Below are 18,377 nucleotides of genomic sequence, written 5' to 3'. Positions count from 1 at the left end.
GAGGTCTCAGCCCTCCAGTTCGAAGCGGTAGTCTTCGACGACGGTGTTGGCGAGCAGCTTCTCGCACATCGCCTTGACGCGTTCTTCCGCTTCCGCGCGGTCCGTCGTGTCGAGCTGAAGCTCCAGGTACTTGCCGATGCGCACCTTCGCGACTTCGCTGAAGCCAAGCGTCTGCAGAGAGCCTTGGACGGCGTTGCCCTGCGGGTCGAGCACGTTTTCCTTGATCGTTACGTATACCGTTGCTTTCATGAGTGATTCTCCTCCTATGTTGGGGAAAAAGGTGTGGTCTTGTCCCATCCGTGCGGCTTGTCGCGGGCGGCGGGGCGTTCTGTCTGAAGGGGCGATCAGCCGGTAATCAACCGTTCATCAGGCGATTCGCAATGTCCCGGTACCGGGCCGAAGTCGCCGCAACAACCTCGTCCGGCAAGCTCGGAGGCGGGCTGTTCTTGTCCCAGTCCGAATTCGAGAGGTAGGCGCGCACCGGCTCCTTGTCCATGCTGTCGATCTCGACGTCGAGCTTGTAGTTCTCTTCGGCCCAGAAGCGCGAGGAATCCGGGGTGAACAGCTCGTCGATCAGAATGACCTCGTTATCGATAAGGCCGAATTCGAACTTGCAGTCGGCGAGAATGATGCCCTTCTTCGCGCAGAAGTCGCGCCCGAAGGAGTAGAGCTTCAAGCTGAGCTGCTTAAGCTGCTCCGCCAGGTCTTGGCCGACGCGGCGGGCCATCTCCTCGAACGGGATGTCCTCGTCGTGGCCGACATCGTTCTTGCCAGCCGGGGTGAAGATCGGCAGCTCGAGCTTCGAGTTCTTGCGCAGCCCTTCCGGCAGCTTGATGCCGTTCACTTCGCCCGTCGTCTGGTACTGGCGCCAGCCGCCGCCGGTGATATAGCCGCGGACAACGCACTCGATGTCGATGCGCTTCGCCTTCTTCGACACCATGATGCGGCCCGCCAGCTTCGGCTTGTCCTCTTCGGCAACGAGGTCGCCCAGGAGGTTGACGTCCGTATGGACGACGTGATTCGGGAGCAGCTCCGCCGTCTGGTCGAACCAGAACGAGCTGAGCCCGTTCAGCACGGAGCCCTTGCCCGGAACGGGCGGGTCCAGCACATAGTCGAAAGCCGAGATGCGGTCGGTGACGACGATCAGAAGCCGGTCGCCGAGGTCGTACAGCTCGCGCACCTTGCCTTTGTGGAGGAGCGGAGCTTGGATCAGCCCTTCGGCGGTGGACAGCGTTACGGTGGACATGATGGCCTCCTTGGGTGGCAACTTAATCTTGCTGCATGCGATCGTGCTTATTATTTAATGAAGTCCATTTATACACTTATTCCTGCCCCAGCGGCGCGAGGCTTACTTCAGCCCCAGGCGCTCGAAGATCGTATCGACGTGCTTCAGGTGCCAGCTCGGGTCGAAGCAGTCGGCGATCTCCTCGGCGGAGAGCACTTCCGTGATCTCCGGCGTGCTTGCGACGATGTCGCGGAAGTCGCGCTGCTCTTCCCACGCTTGCATCGCGCGCGGCTGCACGGTGTCGTACGCCTGCTCGCGGCTGAAGCCCTTGTCGATCAGCTTCGTCAGCACGCGGCCGGAGAACGGCACGTTGTATGTGCTGCGCATGTTGCGCTTCATGTTCTCCGGGAACACCGTCAGGTTCTTGATGATGTTGCCGAGGCGGTTCAGCATGTAGTTGAGCAGCATCGTCGCGTCCGGCAGAATGATGCGCTCGACCGAGGAGTGCGAGATGTCGCGCTCGTGCCAGAGCGGCACGTTCTCGTACGCGGTCAGCATGTGGCCGCGAATGACGCGGGAGAGGCCGCTGATGTTCTCGCAGCCGATCGGGTTGCGCTTGTGCGGCATTGCGGACGAGCCCTTCTGGCCCTTCGCGAACGGCTCCTCGACTTCGCGGAATTCGCTCTTCTGCAGCGCGCGAATCTCGGTCGCGAACTTGTCCAGCGACGTCGCGATCAGCGCCAGCGTCGCCATGTATTCGGCGTGACGGTCGCGCTGCAGCGTCTGCGTCGAGATCGGCGCCGCCTTGATGCCGAGCTTGTCGCAGACGAAGCCCTCGACGAACGGGTCGAGGTTCGCGTACGTGCCGACCGCGCCGGACATCTTGCCGAACTCGACGTTGTCGGCCGCGCGGCGGAAGCGCTCCAGGTTGCGCTTCATCTCTTCGTGCCACAGCGCCAGCTTCAGGCCGAACGTCGTCGGCTCGGCGTGAACGCCGTGTGTGCGTCCCATCATCGGAGTGGACTTGTACTTGATCGCTTGGCCGCGCACGATCTCGACGAAGTTCACCAGGTCGCGGTCGAGAATCTCGTTCGCTTGCTTAAGCAGGTAGCCGAGCGCCGTGTCGACGACGTCCGTCGAGGTCATGCCGTAGTGCACCCACTTGCGCTCCGGCCCGAGGCTCTCCGACACTGCGCGGGTGAAGGCGATGACGTCATGGCGCGTCTCCAGCTCGATCTCGTAGATGCGATCGATATCGAACTTCGCGTTCTTGCGCAGCTCCACGGTGTCTTCCTTCGGAATGTGGCCCAGCTCGGCCCACGCTTCGCAGGCGCACAGCTCGACTTCCAGCCATGCCTTGAATTTGTTCTCTTCTGTCCAGATGGCCCGCATCTCCGGGCGGCTGTAGCGATCAATCATCGTAAAATCAAACCCTCCATATATTCGATTGGGAGATCCATGCGAGCGCCGACTCCGTATGGGCAGCCAGCACGTTCACGTGCCCCATCTTGCGCTTGTTCTTGGCTTCCGCCTTGCCGTACAGGTGAACCTTCGGCTCAACGCCCAGGCGCTCCGCTTCCGCGTCCCGCGATTCCATCCACGCAAGCAGCGGAGGAATGTGTTCGCCCAGAATGTTCGCCATGACGACCGGCGTGAGCAGCGACGGATCGCCGAGCGGCAGGTCGCAGATCGCGCGGATGTGCTGCTCGAATTGCGACGTGCGGCACGCCTCCATCGTATAGTGCCCCGAGTTGTGCGGACGCGGAGCCAGCTCGTTCACGTACAGCGTCCCGTCCGATGCGACGAACATCTCGACCGCGATCAGGCCGACCGCGCCGAGCGTCTCCGCGATGGACACCGCGAGGCGCTCCGCTTCGGCTCGCACCTCGTCCGAGATGCGGGCCGGCACGATGGACAGATGAAGAATGTTGTCCACGTGCACGTTCTCCGCCGGCGGGAACGTCTTGACCTCCCCCGAAGGCCGGCGGGCCGCGATGACCGAGATCTCCAGCTCGAAGGAGATGAACTTCTCGAGCACGAGCTCCGTCCCCGCCTTCTCCGCCTCGCTCCACGCGGGCGCCAACTGATCCTCCGAGCGAAGCACCCATTGGCCCTTGCCGTCGTATCCTCCGGTCGCCGTCTTCAGCACGGCCGGCAAGCCGAGACTCGAAGCCGCTTCGCGAAGCGACGCCAGGCTGTCCACTTCCGCGTAAGGAGCGACCCGCGCCCCCGCCGCTTCGATCGCCCGCTTCTCGCGCAGGCGATGCTGCGTCGTATGCAGCAGCTTGCTTCCTTGCGGCACGTACGACTCTTGTTCGAGCATCGCCGCCACGTCCGCGTCGACGTTCTCGAATTCGTACGTGATGACGTCCGAGCGCTTCGCCAGCTCGCGCGCCGCCTCGCGGTCCGAGTAGCCGGCGACGATCTGCTGTGCCGTCTGGCCGCATGGCGAGTCCGGCGTCGGGTCCAGCGTCACGAACTTGTAGCCGAGGCGGCTGCCCGAATGGGCAAGCATTCGCCCGAGCTGGCCGCCGCCGAGAATGCCGATCGTGGAACCCGGCAGAATCGGCTTCCGTGCCTCCGCCGCGCCCGGAACCGCGCAGTAGCCGTCCTCGCAGATCATGCCGTCCGCCGCGCCGAGGTTCACCAGCTTGAATCCGCCATTCATGGCAATTCTCCCGCGAGCACTTCCGCCGTAATCCGGTCGCGTCTGGCCGCAACGCGCGCCTGAACGTCCGGATCGAAGGCGCCGACGATCTGCGCCGCCAGCAGGCCCGCGTTCGTCGCCCCCGCCGTTCCGATCGCGACCGTCGCGACCGGGATGCCGCCCGGCATCTGCACGATCGACAGCAACGAATCAAGCCCGTTCAAGGCTTGCGACTTGACGGGCACTCCGATGACAGGCAGGACGGTCTTCGCGGCGACCATCCCCGGAAGATGCGCGGCGCCCCCGGCGCCCGCAATGATCACCTTGAGCCCGCGGCCGGCCGCGCTCTCCGCATATTCAAACATCAGGTCCGGTGTCCGGTGAGCCGAGACGACCTTCTTCTCATAAGATACGTTCAGTTCGTCCAGCACGTCGCACGCTCGCTTCATGGTCTCCCAATCGGACGTGCTGCCCATGATGACGCCGACAAGTGTCGACATAAATCCACCCTTCCCCTTGTAAATCGTTCCCAAACACACAAAGAGGCCGATGGGTATACTGTCAGTATTCCCCATCACCCCCATCTTCTCTCTTGCGGAAACTTCGTTCGCCAAACTTCCGCCCAGACGGACGCCACATAGGCGCAACATCGGGCTCCGGGCCGCAAGCGGCCATATTCTCCGATATTCCACCTATTTCGCCATCGTCAGAGCTCGTAGTCCGGTAATTTAAGGTTTCCGGGTAGAGACGATCGGGCCTTATCCCCGACTATATACGAGCGAATCAGCTTTTTTACGGTTCTAAGTTTACCCCAACCTCACATGGATGTCAATTCAAAGACGAACACTTATTTAATGTGAAAATACGAATGTTCGGATTTAGGCTACAAACAAATATGCGGATTTAGCGAGCTCCCCTGTGTGCGCCGTACGCCTCGCAACCCCATTATTCGACAATTTTCCGCATCTGTCCGCTTAACGCCAAGCAGACGGAGGGCCTCGCCGCCGGCAAGGCCCCCCTTATTTTCCCCGAACCCTATTCCAGATGTCCCCCCTGCGTATTGACCGCCTTGGAGATTCGCTCTTGCGCCAAGCTCACGAGTCCGCTCGTAATCTTGCTCAGGTCGATTCCGCGCTCCTTCGCAAGCTGCTCGACGGTCGCCCCGGCCTTCAGCCTCGCGGCAAGCTGCGTCTCCGTCAGGCCGAGAAGGCTCGCCGCCTTCGCCAGATAACCGTTGTCCTTGAACTCCTGCTGCTGCTCCGACGTGCTCGCGCTCGTTCCGGTCCACGGCTTCTTCAACTGCTCGGCGATCCACAGCTTCTCCGCATACACGACTCCGTTCACGACCTTGCCGGAATCGATTCCGCGCTCCTTCGCGAGCTGCGCGATCGACTTGCCGGCTTCCGTCTGCTTCTCGACCTCCGACTTGGACAAGCCGAGCAAGTATGCCGCCTGGTTAAGCCGGTGGCTGCTTGCGTTCGAGCTCGTCTGCGCCGCGGCGCTCGTGTTCGCATTCGTATTCGTATTCGCGTTCGCATTGTTCGCATTCGTGTTCGCGCTTGGGACCTGCTTGTCCAGGAAGTCCGTCAATTGGTCCCTCAGGCCCGTCTTCGTATTCTCGTATTCCTGGGAAGTGAGCTCGCCCTCCTTCACAGCGGCGGCCATTTTGTTGCCGGAAGCCTGCAGCAGGGCATCGAGCAGATCGTCCGTGTCCACGCCTTCGTCCTCCGCGATATCCTCGAGCGACTCGCCCGTCTGAAGCCTCTTCAGAAGCTCGTTCTTCGTCAGCCCCAGCAGGTTCTGCACATATACGTTCGAGGCGATGGAAGCCTGATCGAAGCTGATCTGGTAATCGCCCGCAGCGATCTTGGAGGACGAGGCGACGGAATGGGACGGTTCGGGGCTCGCCGCGAAGGCGGAGCCGGAGAAGAGAAGCGTCAAGCCTACGGCCAGCGGAATTGCCTTTTGCATCTTCTTCATCATGAGAACACTCCTTGATCGTTGTAATGGTGGTTGTCGTCGACATCCTCAATATAACGGCCCTTGGTGAAAAATCGGTGAAAGCGCGCCATTCTCCTGTTTTCTCTTATCCTCGCTTCAGCTTCTTTTCAGATTGGGCCGTTATGCTTAGACGGTAGCTTCGCATTCGGCCAGAAGAGCCGGGTGCCGGCAAGGAGGGCAACGATGAATCCGCAACGGGTATTGCTGGCCGAGGATGATCCTCACTTGGGCGCCCTCGTCGTTCGCATGTTAAGGAAGAGCGGCCTGGAGGCGGTGGACTGGGTGCGCAACGGGGAGGATGCATGCGAATACTGCCTGTCGTCGTTCTACGACGTCGCGATATTGGATTGGATGATGCCGAAGCTGAGCGGGGTCGAGGCTTGCCGCCGGCTTCGCAAGGAGCGTTATTCCGGAGCGATCCTGATGCTGACGGCCAAGGATGCGCTCGAGGATCGCATCGAGGGGCTCGACGCGGGAGCCGACGACTACTTGATGAAGCCGTTCGAGATCGGGGAGCTGCTCGCCCGGCTTCGCGCGTTATGCCGAAGGAACTTCGCGCCGGTGCTGGAGGAGAAGGTGCGGCTGGATGGGCTCGTTCTGAACCGCAGCAGCCAGGAGATATCGCAGGAGAGCTTCTCCGCCGCGCTCAGCCCGCGCGAATTCCAGCTTCTCGATCTGCTGCAGCGCAACCGGGGAGCGGTTCTCCCCCGGGAGCTTATTATGGAGAGAATCTGGGGGTATGAATCGGAGGTGTCGCCCAAGATTGTCGACGCGACGGTCAAGCTGCTGCGCAAGAAGCTGAAGCCCTTCGGCCACAGCGACAGCATCCACAGCGTGCGGGGAGTCGGGTACAAGTTGGAGGCGGGCTCCGATGACGGACCGTAAACCGCTCTCTATCTCTGACGGCCGCAAGGATCTGTTCCGCCGCACCCACTACCGGCTGACCTTGCTTTACACCGGGTTGATTACGCTGTTCCTGGCGCTGTTTATCGCCGTTATATACTTCCTGCTTCATTACTTGATCATGAGCGAGCAGGCGAGCGATCTGCGAGAGCTTCTTCGCCAGCAGACCGATCAGCTTCGCAGCGATTGGAGCGACAATCGGAAGATCGACCGGTTCGACCTGGACAGCCTGAGGTTCCGCAAGTCGGGCAACGAGCTTTTCTTCTATTACTTAATAGGAGAAGACGGGTCGATCCTCGCGGGCAGCGAGGCCGCTCCCTCGCTGCGGGAGAACATCCTCGCCCTTGTGAGCGGCTGGACGCCGAAGCCCGGGTCCATTCGCAACGGAACGCTCGAAGGCGCAACCTCCGCCGTTCGCCTCATGATGGCGGGAGAGGCGATCAACCTCGGCCCCGATGTCGGCGCAACGCTGTATGTAGGCTTGAACGTCACTTCCCGTTACCGCACCTTCCAATTAATGCTGCTCGCGCTTATCGGACTTGCCGCCGCCTTCTCGCTGATTGCCTACTGGACGGCCCGCTACATGTCGGGCAAAGCGATGATTCCGATCAAGCAATCGTATTCGCGGCAGAAGCGGTTCCTGGCCGACGCGTCTCACGAGCTGCGCACTCCTCTCAGCGTCATGCTCTCCTCGATCGACTCGATCCGGATGGAGACGAGGGAGCCTTCGGAGGAGAGCCCCGAGTATACGGAGCGCACGCTCGAAGGCATGCGGAACGAGGTGAAGCGGATGTCCGCCATGGTGTCCGACCTGCTGATGATCGCCCGCACCGATTCCGGCGACGTGCAATTGGACCGCCGGAAGTTCGATCTTCGCCCGTGGGCCGAGCGGACGATCCGTTCCATGGAGCTGCTCTCCGCGGCCAAGGGAATCGCGATCGAGCTGGAGGCGCCGCCCAGCGTGCCGGCCTACGGCGACCCGGACAAGCTGACCCAGCTTCTGTACATTCTGCTGGACAACGCCATCAAGTACTCGCCCGAAGGCGGCCGGATTGTCGTCGAGCTTGACCCGCTCGCCATGAGCCGGAGACGGATGTTCCGAATCGCGGTGACGGATTCCGGCGCCGGCATTCCGGACGACGAGGCGCAGCGCATCTTCGACCGGTTCTATCGCTCGGACCAGGCCCGCGCCAGGGAGGCCGGGGGCCACGGCCTCGGGCTCTCGATCGCCAAGTGGATCGTCGACGCCCATCAGGGCCGCATCTCGGTCGTCGCTCGCGGCAGCGCGGGCGGGAGTGGAGCGGGCGGAGATGGCGGTACAGGTGGAGGCGGGGATCGCGGCCACAGCAGGGGCGGAAGCACCTTCGAGGTGCGGCTTCCCCTCCCGCAAGACTAAGCACAGCGGTCAGGGAAGCGCTCCCTGACCGTTCCCCGCAACGCACCTCGCACCTCCCGTTTCCGCACATCTCGCGGCGGCAGCCAGCTCATTGCAGAAGTGGTCTTTATCGGCGATACCCAGTTGGGCGGGGAGTGGATCGGCGACAAGGAGGTTGTCTTCGACATCGACGACCCGCTGCACCGCTGGCTGAGATTCCTAGAGCAGGACGTGACACCCGAACAATTGCAAGAATTGATGGAGGTGGATGAGATGATCGGAGAAGCGGAAGACCGACTGAACCAGCTCGCAAGCGACGAGGTGACGCGGCGGTTGTACCGGATGAGAGAGAAGGCGCTGCACGACAGGGCCACCTGGCTGCAGGATGCGACGAACGACGGGATTGAGCGAGGTGTCGAGCAGACCGCAATACGAATGCTAGTGAGAGGCTTCACGGCTGACGACATCGCCGAAGCGACGGGGATCGACTTGCAGCGTATCGAATCATTGAGACGAAGTCGCGTTTGAGGACATCACATCACTTTGTCTTGACATTAGACCGGAAGCGCAAACGGGACGAAGCAGGGAAATTCCCTCTTCGTCCCGTTTGGCTATTTCAGCTTGTTGTTATAGCTACGACCCAAGCGTGCTTATTCGTTCCACAGCTTCACGCGCTCTTGAACCAACTGCAGACGAAGCTCTTCCGCCTTGTGAACGCCAGCCTTCTCCAATTGCGACAAATAGTCGTCCCAGAACTTGTCGAATTCTTCCGGCTTGGCAAGGATCGCCTTCGGTATCATTTTCCGTATGATGATCTACTTCGTCGTCAACTGATCCTTGTTCTCCGCGTACCATTTGTTTACCTGCTGGTTGATCGTGTCGCCGCCCAGACGCTTCCATTCCGAGCGCAGCTCCTCCATTCCCTTGGCGGGGGTCATGCCGGGGCCGCCGGTAACGACCTTCGCTTCGATCTGCTGCGCGATGGGGTCGAACGTAGCCATCAACTGCGTCAGCTCCGCCATTCCCGGCGCATAAGCGATGTCGCGGCGATAGGTGTTCTTCATTGCCGTCTCCAGGGAGGCCGCCTTCTGCTTGGCGTACGCCTGCGAGACCTCGTCGGAAGCGGCCATGATCGGGAACCATTCCGGCTGCGGCGCGCTTTGGTTAACGATGGCATACTCATAGGCGTAGCCGGCTTCCGTCTTGAATTTATCCGCATCGATGGTCTGCGGCACGCCGTTTACGTCCTGATAATGGACACCCTCTTCTCCTTGCTTAAGCGGTTCCCAGCCCCCGTCGATCAGCCAATCGAGGAATTTGAACGCCGCTTCGATCTCGTCCTCCTTCATATCGCTGTTGAACGCGACATAGATTCCCGGAGGCGCTTCCTGATAAAGGCCGTTCTTGCCGTACTTGGTCTCGAGAGATTCCAAGGGCACCATCTCCGCATCCGGCACATTGGCCACCAAGTCCCGATATTGAGACTCCATATTCCAACTGCCGAACAGAATGCCGGCCTTGCCCGTTGTCCAGTTCTGCATGGCGCGCGTATAATTCGAGTCCGTGATGTATTCCTGGTCGATCAGCTTCTCGTCGAACAATTGCTTATGGAGGCTCAAGTAGTCCTCATAGCGATCCAGAAGCCGCCCGAGCTGAACGCCCTCGCCCTCGGCATACCATTGCGTCGAATTCGCTTGGAAGAACGCTTGAAGAATGCCCGGGAAGTTATAGTTAAACACGATCGGCACGGTATCGTCCTTGCCGTTGCCGTCCGGGTCCTCGGTCTGGAACTTGCGCGCCACCTCCAGCAATTCCTCCACCGTTGCAGGCGCATCCAATCCCAGCTTGTCCAACCAGTCCTTGCGAATCCACATGCCGTGGTTGGCGACCGAATCGATGCCCCGCTCGCTGGCGACGGCATACATTTTCCCATCGATCTTCAAGTACGGCAGCAGCTCCGAGTGGGACTCCAAGTACGCCTTGTAGCTGGTGCTATATTTATCGAGATACTCGTCGATCGGCTGGATGGCTCCCTGATTGGCCAATTGAACGATATAATCGCGAGAATATTCCCAGATGAGATCCGGCGCGCTGCCGGAAGCGATCAGCGTATTCAGCTTCGTCTGGGCTTCGTTGCGCGGAACCGGAACCCAATCCACCTTCGTCGGGCTGTTCTCGTTGATCCACTTGGTCCAGCGGTTGCTCTCGTAAGTCCCCTCTTCGCTCGATACGGTGCCTCGATCGAACACCGAGACGCTAATGGATGGCTTGCTTGCCGAAGCGCTGCCGCCGCTCTCCGATGAATCGGACTTCGAGCTGCATGCCGCGAGCGCACTCATCGACAAGCAGACCGCCATGGCAGTTGCGGCAATCTTTACGTGTTTAACCATTCCTTCAACCCCTTTGTTATGATGGTATCGCGAATTTATATCGAAGGGCAAGCAACGGGAGCCCGCCCTCTGATATCACCCTTTGACCGAGCCGATCAGCACGCCTTTGACAAAATATCTCTGCAAAAACGGGTACACGCACAGGATCGGCGCTATCGCGACCACAACCGAAGCCGCCTTGATCGCTTCCGGCGTCAGTACAACCGTAGAGGCGGCTTCGCTCCCTCCGCCCCCGTTCAGCAGGCTCGGGTCCACGGAGGTGATCATCTGGTACAGCTTCAGCATGAGCGTCTGCAAGTCGGAGCTTGTGATATATAACATGACGTTAAAGTATGCGTTCCACCAGCCGACGGCATAGAACAGCGACAGCGCGGCAAGAATCGGCTTGCACAGAGGCAGCATGATTTGCACCAGAATACGCCAGTTGCCCGCCCCGTCAATCGCAGCCGATTCCTCGATCTCCTCCGGCAGCCCTTCCATGAAGCTCTTCATGACGAACATGTTGTAAGTGCTGATCAGACCCGGCAGCCACAATGCCCAGTAGGAGTCCATAAGCCCCAGCGATTTGATCAGAATAAAGTTCGGAATGAGGCCGCTTACGAAAATCATCGAGAAGGTAATGAACAACAGAAGCGGTCCGCGTCCGAGCAGCCGCTTGCGCGACAGCGGATAGGCGGCCAGAACGGTCATCGCCATGTTGAACAGCGTGCCGACAAGCGTAACCAGCGCCGTATTGCCCATCGCCCGGAACAGTTGACCGTCCTGCAGCAGCCGCTCGTAAGCGACGGTGTTGAATTCGACCGGCCACAGCGACACCTCGCCGGCGGTAATGGCGCGGCTGCTGCTGAAGGACGCCGATATCTCATACCAGAACGGATATAGCGCAATGAAGGCGCACAACGACAACAGCACAACATTTAATGCGCGCAGAGCAAGCGACAACGGGGAGACTCTCTTATGTCCGTATTCCATTCACCACAGCCCCCTTTCCCCGATAAGACGAATGACGCGATTGACGCCGACGACCAGAATGAGGCCGATCAACGATTGGAAGAGGCCGAGTGCAGTCGAGTAGCTGTAGTTCATGTTCTGCAGGCCGATCCGGTACACATAGGTGCTGATTACGTCGGCTACGTCGAGCACCGAGGAATTCTGCAGCGAGAGCGTCTGCTCCAGTCCGACGTCCATCATGCTGCCCATGCGGAGGATAAGCAGAATCGCTATCGTACTGCGGATACCCGGGAGCGTGATGTGCCAGATCTGACGCAGCTTGCCGGCTCCGTCGATTTTCGCCGCTTCATAGAGCTGCGGATCGACCGCCGCCATCGCCGCCAGATACAGAATGGTGCCCCAGCCGGCTTCGCGCCAGATCGAAGATACCGTATAGGCCGCCGGCCACCAGGCGGAGCTGGCCATGAAGTAGATCGGCTCCAATCCGAATACGCGTTCCAAGACGAAGTTGACAACTCCCGTGCTCGGCGACAGAACCGCGATCAGAATGCCTCCCAGCACCGCCCAAGAGATAAAGTGGGGAATGTACAGCAGGTTCTGAATGACGCGCTTAAACAATTCCTTGCGAACTTCATTTAACATGAGGGCCAGCAGGATCGGGGCGGGGAATCCCAGAACAAGGCTGTACACGTTCAACAGAAGCGTGTTGCGCAGCACCCTCCAGAAGTCCGGGCTTTGGAACAGCAGCCTGAAGTGCTTAAGCCCGACCCAGTCGCTGCCGAGAATGCCGTCGACGAAGCGGTAATTCTTGAAGGCGATAATCTCCCCGCCCATGGGAGCGTACTTAAACAATAGGTAGAAGGCGATTACAGGAAGCAGCATGACGTATAAGGAACGGTCTTGCGCGACTCTCTTCCATCGCGACTGGCGGCGGACGATCACCTCATCTCTGTCTGTTGCGAATGCTGCGAGTTCCGATTTGGTTCCGCTCATGATGCTCACCCTTTCCGAATCACTGGCAACCCGATCATAGCCGCGGCGGCCGCAACGGCGCTACAGATAGCTTTTGACACCGGTAGCCATTCTTGACAAACGGCAGGTGACAACTATTTACCTGGGCGACATCCTTTGTCCTTGCCCCCCTTCGGCAATAAAAAAAGCCCTTCCGCAGGGAGCGCGGAAAGGCGATAGAGCGGCTTATGAATCCGGGAAACGCTCGCGGTATTCCGTCGGCGTCAGCCCGGTATAGTTCTTGAAGCTGCGCATAAAGCTGCGGCTGTTCGTATAACCGACCTTATGCGAAATCTCGTTCACCCGCACGGAACGATCCTTGAGCAGTTGCTTCGCGGCGTTGATTCGGGTCTCGATCAGGTAGTCGATAAAATTCGTCTGGGCGTGTATCTTGAACAAGCGGCTGATGTAGGCGGGGTTGAGATTAAATCGCTCGGCGAGCCGGTCCAGCGACAATCCGCTGTCGCCGTAGCATTCGCCGATATACTCGCGGATCAGCTCGATCGTATCGTTGCGCCCGCGTTGGCTCCGCTTCGCTTCAAGCTCGTCTATCAGCTCGCCGAGGAACGACTGCACAAGATCCTCGGCCTGCCGCCAATTGTCGCATTGCTGGATACGCTCGTACAGATTGCTGTTGCGAACGCGTATCGGCTCGGTGGCGATGCCGAGCGATTCGACCGCCTGCATCAAGCGCATCAGCAGCTCGAAGGAGAATTGCCGGATCAGCTCCGGCAACAGACCGACGCCGACCGCCTCCGAATAAAGCTCGTCGACCATCGCCTTCAGTTGCTCGCGCTCCGCCTGCTTAAGCTCGTCGCAGATGCGGTCTATCGAGCGCATAAACCGGTAATAGTCCTGGTCGGAGGGCGGCTTGAGGTCATCGATCAGAATGAGGGTGTTCGGTCCTGTCACCATTTTGTAGCGGAGGGCGAACTGGGCTTCGCCGTAGCTCTCCGGAAGCTTCTTCAACTCCGTACAGCAACTGCCGACGCCGACGGTCACCGACACGCCGACCTGCCGCTGCATCACGTCCTGGATCTGCTCGAGCAGCGTGGTGACGCGCATCAGGTTCTGCGCCGAATCTCCGTCCGGGAAGCTGAACAGCAGCGCTGCGTGGCCTCCTCCGGCATCGATCGCCGCGCCGGCATATTCCGCATTGACGATCTCCTCCGCCACGTTGCACAGCGCATACGTGTACAGCGTCTCGTCCTTGGAGGCGATGCCGCCCTCCTTGCCGATCTCCGCCGCGCAGACGACGATCCGCTCCGGATGCAGCTTCACCCCGGCGAACTCCAATTGATGATGGACGGCCGAGTATTCGGCGCGATGGCCGGTCAGCATATCCATGACGATCCGCCACTTGATCATCGGCTTGGACTCCCGCACTTGCCGCTCCAGCACCTCCCGGTCGTGGAACAGCTCGTCGAACACATGCTCGAGGTACGACGCGCCTCCCCCCGCCGGCTTCGGGATCGCGTGGTACTTGCCCGACAGCCGTCCGATCAACCGGTCGAACGGCCGGATCGTCCGGCGGCTGACGATAAACAGGACAACAAATCCGATCGCCAGCATCGCGGACGCGAAGCCGATCAGCAGATTGCGCATAACGGTCAGCGGACGGTACACCTGGCTCTCCGGAATAATACTGACGACCTTCCAGCCGGTGTAGGCGGAAGTGGCGTAGAACACCGTCTGCTTGTCGCCTTCGATCGTCATCTCGAAGGAGCCCTCGGCAGGCCCGGCCAGCACTTGCTGCACGTACGGCTTGTCCGCCAGCCGGCTCGTCAGCTTGCTCTTGTCGTCGTGAGTGACGACATTGCCTTCGCTGTCGATGACCAGCGTCTGCCCCTTGTAGCCTTCGGAATAAATATCCCGAATCATCTGGTACAGCTCGCTCTCCTTCATGTTGACGGCCAGCAGCCCCGTGCGGAAGCCGGGCTTGCTGATCGCCGGGTAGGAGCGGATCAAGGTTACGACGTTCTCCTTGGCGTACCCGTTCGTAATCGAATGCGTCGGCAGCCACTTGAAGTAGCCGTTCATGTCGAGATAATCGGCAATCCATTGATTATTCGATTGGTCGATATCTATATAGCTGTCCTGGGTCAATATGTTACCGCTTACAGAAGAATAGACGTAAATGGACGAGAACTGCAGGTTGCGGCTCATAAACTTGCTCATCTTATTGTTCAGGGCATAGAAGTTGGCGTACTTCTGCGCGGTTCCTTCGTAGCTGTCGTTCATAAAATACACAAATTCGAGCTCGCTCGTCAGTTGGAGCAAATCCTTCTCGATCTGTGCGAAGCTGCGATCCATCTTCTCGATAATCTGGTTCAGCAGCGCGTAATTCGTCTCCTTCAATTGATCGCGCAAGCCGCGCACCGTCCCCAGATAAGACAGCAAGACGGTCAGCGTAATGATGACAAGGAGCACGCCTCCGTAGATGAGCATGATCCGGTTCGTTATGTTTGGCTTCATGTACCGCCTCCTCACTCTCCTTCGGATGCAGATCAGTATATCAACGAATCGCCTCATATGCCAGAGCCAGAGCGGCGGGGCTGCCATTCAAAAGAATGCCAGCCCCTCCCGGCCCGAGGACGTTTGCGGTTTTGTGCGGTTTTTCGCATTCGTCGGCTTGGTTTGGGAGGAATTGCAGCATTTTATATGGTTTTTAGCATACATCCGGCAAAACGAGCCGGGATTTTTCGGATGTATGCTATTTTTCACATACAATCGCCCAAACTGCCCGTTATCGCGTTGCTCCAATGTGGATTTTCACATACATTCCCGGCCTCCTGCGGCTTCGGCGACATCGGTGCGGATTTGGCAGCCTCAGATGGCGAGAGAAGCTTGGCGCAGGCGTCAGACAGGATAAAGGGATTCGGAACTTATCTGGCTAGGTGCGCCATTCGCAAAAAGCCCTCCGGCGATAATATGCCGGAAGGGCCATGCAGACTCCAGATGCTTAGATGCTTAGATGCTTGGACGCCTAGATACCTGGATGCCTGGATGCTTGGTCACTTCGGCGCTCCATCGCCCGAACGAACTTAGCCGAACAATTCGGCCACCGGCCCGGGCTTGACGCCGAGCGTCAGGCGGAGCGGCTCCGCAGCGTCGGCCAGCTCGAAGCCGACCCGGTCCTGCAGCCGTTCCGCGGAGGCGGTCGGCGGCTCCTGCCCCGGCTCGGTCAAGCTGAGCGCGAAGCCAAGCAGCGCCTCCTCCATCGCATGGAAGTCGACCTCCCTCTCTTCTCCCGCATGCAGCACCAGGTCCAGGAACGAACCGTCGTATTCGCCGCTGCGGCTCTGAACCGTTCCTGCGGACGTCTCCCAACGGAACGGTCCGAAGCCGCTCATCGCTGCGAACAACCCGGTAACCGTCGCCTTCGTCGAGCCGATTGTCGCCTCGTAGCGATTGTCCGCGAGCCGTTCCCAGCGCGGCGCCCCTGCCCCTCTTCGGTTGGAGATCTCCAACCGAATCCGCAGATCGCGGGCCTTCGTCCGCCCGTGGATCGGATCGAGGTTGACATGGGTATCCCCTCCGTCGAGCGAGAAGCGAATGCCGTACAGGGCATTGCCGCCGCGCTGCTCCGTGCGGATAACGGCCGAGCAGAAGTCGTAATCCTCATGCAGCACGCGCAGCCGCAAGCTGATCGCTTCTCCGCCGTCTCCTGCGATGTAAGCCTGCAGGTTGCGGCACTGGTTCCACATCGCTTGATGGTTAAACGACCCCAGCGAATAGTCGCGCGTCATATACGTATAAGCTTTGCGCTGCAGCGGCATGCCTTCGTCGGGAAGCTTCTGGCTGATCTCCCGGTTCCCCTTCCACTCGGCGAACAACGGCAGGAAGCTGTCCGGACAGCGTACGCCCTGCCCGTGCCATTCCGGATCGTAGGCCGGCTCGGAGCCTTCCAGAACATCGAGCCGCCCGTCGAATGCCATCTGGAGGAAGGTCAACCGTTCCCGCTCCGTGAAGATCGAATAGGAGCGGGCGTGCGGGCCGGACCATTGCTTCAGCAGCGGATGGAAGTGCTCGGCCGTCATGCCCCATGCGATGTCCAACAGCTCCTCCGCCATCTGCCGCGCCTGCTCGGTCTTGGTGCAGACGGCAATCGCGGAGAGCTCCGTAATCGCTATCGAGCTATAGGGCGGGCTGTTGTATTCCTGAAGCGCGCCTTCTCTTCGCGTGTGATCAAGCAGCTTCCGCAATCGGTCCAGGCCGTATTCCAGGTAACGGGAGTCCTCCAGCAGCTCCCCGGCAATAATGGTGACGAAGCTGCCCATAATGGCAATATTGGTGTAGTGAGGACCGATATTCCGTTTAATAATCGCTTCGCAGCTGTTGCGGACGGCTTGCCGAATATCCAGCCTCAGTTGCTCCGGCAGCAGCGAATCGTGGCGGTGCAGGACAAACAGCAGGCGCTTGCCGATAAAGTCGGCCCAGTTCCAGTCGGGAGGAGCCATCTCCGGCAGCGGCTCCTCCCAGAACCAGGACCAAATCCCGTACGTAGGGGAGGACGGGTCCTGGTCCTGCAAGGATACGAGCACCTGCAAGATATCGAATGCCCGCTGCCGATAGGAGGGATCGCCTCCATCCAGCAGCGCCAGCGCGTAATCCGCCGCTTGCCGGGTCGGATGCACGAAGTCCGCTTGCTTGATCTTCGTATGGTATCCCGGACTGGAGAAGGGGCACCGCAGAAGGCGGTTCTCCGGGTTGTAGCTCTCGTGCATCTGACGCAGCTTCTCCTGGAATTCCTGTTCCCAATCGATGGTGTTATTCGCCATCTCCCGACACTCCCTTCGCTCCGTTGTATTCCGCCAGCAGCATTAGCGCCAAGCCTTGTCCGTATAGCGTCGGATAACAGGGGACCTCGTTGTAATGCTCGACCGTTTGAAGCACCGGCGTGCCGCCCGACACCCCGGTCACGGTCCCGTCGCTCCCGATCCGCTCCAGCACGGCCGGCAGCGCCCGGTCGGCAACCGCTTGCAGCTTCGGCTCCAGCAATCCCTGACGGATGCCGTACAGGATGCCGCAGGCAATGCCCGCACTGCCAGACGTCTCGGTATAGAAGTCGGGGCGGTCCAAGACGGTCGGCCATAAGCCGCCCTCCAATTGATAACGGCCGAGCGCCGTCATCAGCGTTCGATATCGCTCGGGAACCTCGTCCGGAATAGTCCCGAACGGCTTCAGCTCTTCGAGCATCATCGGCGTCGCGAGCGCAATCCAGGCGTTCGCTCGGGTCCAGCGGGCTCCGGACAGCGGATTGCCCGCACGGCAATCCCAACCGTGGAACAGCACGCCGGTCGCTTCGTCCTGAAGCTGCCGCAGGTGAAGCGTCAACTGCCGCACTGCCTCTTCGGCATATTCCTCTTGGCCGGTAACGCGAGCCAGCCTGGACATGAACAGCGCCGCCATAAAGACCGTGTCGGCCCATACCTGCTCGGGAAAGCTCGCATCCTCGGTCACGGTGTGCTCCCAGGCTCCCCCGCGCGTGCGAGGAGCTTCGAACCGCATCCAATCGCCGATGCGCTTCGCTTCCTCGAGCAGTCCGCTCTCTCCCGTCAGGCGATACAGCGCCGGGAAAATCGCATAAGGCGCCATGGAATTGATCACGTTGACGGCTCCCGCGCGGTGGCGGTTGGCCGCGACCCAGCGGCGCAGGTCCGCGATAATCTCCGGGCTGCCGTTGCGCTCGTAATAAGCCAACTGCGAGATGACGCCAACGCCGGGCACCCAATCCCAAGCGTTGCGATCCATGCCCCATTCGCCGTCCGTTCCTTGGTTCAATCGTTCATACACACGTTGCGCCCGCTCGCCGATCAAGCTTTTCTCCGGAATGCCCATTATTTGCCCAACTCCTCATGCTTCCTTCTTCGT

The 18,377-nt window shown here is 60.0% G+C and carries 16 protein-coding genes and 1 riboswitch; of the genes, 3 read left to right on the top strand and 13 right to left on the bottom strand.

The annotated features are described in order from the left end of the window. Positions 1-6: 6 nt before the first annotated feature. The 6 genes from purS to E6C55_RS13735 all read right to left on the bottom strand — a co-directional run bounded on the left by purS (position 7) and on the right by E6C55_RS13735 (position 5,852). Positions 7-249, bottom strand: a complete 243-nt coding sequence (gene purS, locus E6C55_RS13760; RefSeq protein WP_136370369.1) for a phosphoribosylformylglycinamidine synthase subunit PurS — start codon at positions 247-249, stop codon at positions 7-9. 106 nt (positions 250-355) lie between these two features. Continuing rightward, positions 356-1,246, bottom strand: coding sequence for a phosphoribosylaminoimidazolesuccinocarboxamide synthase (locus E6C55_RS13755; RefSeq protein ID WP_136370368.1), 891 nt, complete (start codon positions 1,244-1,246; stop codon positions 356-358). 102 nt (positions 1,247-1,348) lie between these two features. Beyond that, on the bottom strand, positions 1,349-2,644 hold the full coding sequence (gene purB, locus E6C55_RS13750) for an adenylosuccinate lyase (RefSeq protein ID WP_136370367.1): 1,296 nt from the start codon (positions 2,642-2,644) through the stop codon (positions 1,349-1,351). Between the two features lie 7 nt (positions 2,645-2,651). After that, a complete protein-coding gene (purK, locus tag E6C55_RS13745) occupies positions 2,652-3,848 on the bottom strand; it encodes a 5-(carboxyamino)imidazole ribonucleotide synthase (protein ID WP_136370412.1) in 1,197 nt (398 codons plus the stop codon). A 41-nt stretch (positions 3,849-3,889) separates the two neighbouring features. Beyond that, the gene (gene purE / locus E6C55_RS13740; RefSeq protein WP_136370366.1) at positions 3,890-4,372 is read right to left on the bottom strand and encodes a 5-(carboxyamino)imidazole ribonucleotide mutase; all 483 of its coding nucleotides are present in this window, start codon (positions 4,370-4,372) and stop codon (positions 3,890-3,892) included. Between the two features lie 196 nt (positions 4,373-4,568). Next, positions 4,569-4,670, bottom strand: a riboswitch (purine riboswitch). Positions 4,671-4,907: 237 nt separating this feature from the next. Then, entirely contained in the window at positions 4,908-5,852 is a 945-nt protein-coding gene (locus tag E6C55_RS13735) for a hypothetical protein (RefSeq protein WP_136370365.1), read from the bottom strand. Positions 5,853-6,056: 204 nt separating this feature from the next. Here E6C55_RS13735 and E6C55_RS13730 point away from each other — a divergent pair, with 204 nt between their 5' ends. From E6C55_RS13730 to E6C55_RS13720, 3 genes are all read left to right on the top strand, one after another. Then, positions 6,057-6,758, top strand: a complete 702-nt coding sequence (locus tag E6C55_RS13730; protein ID WP_136370364.1) for a response regulator transcription factor — start codon at positions 6,057-6,059, stop codon at positions 6,756-6,758. Next, on the top strand, positions 6,745-8,172 hold the full coding sequence (locus E6C55_RS13725; protein ID WP_136370363.1) for a sensor histidine kinase: 1,428 nt from the start codon (positions 6,745-6,747) through the stop codon (positions 8,170-8,172). The genes E6C55_RS13730 and E6C55_RS13725 overlap by 14 nt, the downstream gene beginning before the upstream one ends. Before the next feature lie 123 nt (positions 8,173-8,295). Further along, positions 8,296-8,679 (top strand): PD-(D/E)XK nuclease family transposase, encoded by a 384-nt coding sequence (locus tag E6C55_RS13720; protein ID WP_168735636.1) that lies wholly within the window; start codon positions 8,296-8,298, stop codon positions 8,677-8,679. A 122-nt stretch (positions 8,680-8,801) separates the two neighbouring features. On the opposite strand, the gene E6C55_RS33815 is transcribed toward E6C55_RS13720, so the two are convergent. The 7 genes from E6C55_RS33815 to E6C55_RS13690 all read right to left on the bottom strand — a co-directional run bounded on the left by E6C55_RS33815 (position 8,802) and on the right by E6C55_RS13690 (position 18,344). After that, entirely contained in the window at positions 8,802-8,951 is a 150-nt protein-coding gene (locus tag E6C55_RS33815) for a hypothetical protein (protein ID WP_168735635.1), read from the bottom strand. 15 nt (positions 8,952-8,966) lie between these two features. Then, positions 8,967-10,541, bottom strand: coding sequence for an extracellular solute-binding protein (locus E6C55_RS13715; RefSeq protein ID WP_136370361.1), 1,575 nt, complete (start codon positions 10,539-10,541; stop codon positions 8,967-8,969). 75 nt (positions 10,542-10,616) lie between these two features. Then, complete coding sequence (locus tag E6C55_RS13710) at positions 10,617-11,513, bottom strand: carbohydrate ABC transporter permease (RefSeq protein ID WP_136370360.1); 897 nt, start codon at positions 11,511-11,513, stop codon at positions 10,617-10,619. Continuing rightward, positions 11,514-12,485, bottom strand: a complete 972-nt coding sequence (locus E6C55_RS13705; RefSeq protein WP_136370359.1) for an ABC transporter permease — start codon at positions 12,483-12,485, stop codon at positions 11,514-11,516. A 204-nt stretch (positions 12,486-12,689) separates the two neighbouring features. Then, positions 12,690-14,978, bottom strand: coding sequence for an AraC family transcriptional regulator (locus E6C55_RS13700; protein WP_168735634.1), 2,289 nt, complete (start codon positions 14,976-14,978; stop codon positions 12,690-12,692). 569 nt (positions 14,979-15,547) lie between these two features. Further along, entirely contained in the window at positions 15,548-17,284 is a 1,737-nt protein-coding gene (locus E6C55_RS13695) for a hypothetical protein (RefSeq protein ID WP_136370357.1), read from the bottom strand. Continuing rightward, a complete protein-coding gene (locus E6C55_RS13690; protein ID WP_136370356.1) occupies positions 17,274-18,344 on the bottom strand; it encodes a glycoside hydrolase family 88/105 protein in 1,071 nt (356 codons plus the stop codon). Before E6C55_RS13690 ends, E6C55_RS13695 begins: the two co-directional genes overlap by 11 nt. Positions 18,345-18,377 lie beyond the last annotated feature (33 nt).

This window comes from Cohnella fermenti (genome assembly GCF_004801405.1).
Classification (GTDB): domain Bacteria; phylum Bacillota; class Bacilli; order Paenibacillales; family Paenibacillaceae; genus Cohnella; species Cohnella fermenti.
This window is presented reverse-complemented; position numbering and strand designations above follow the sequence as displayed.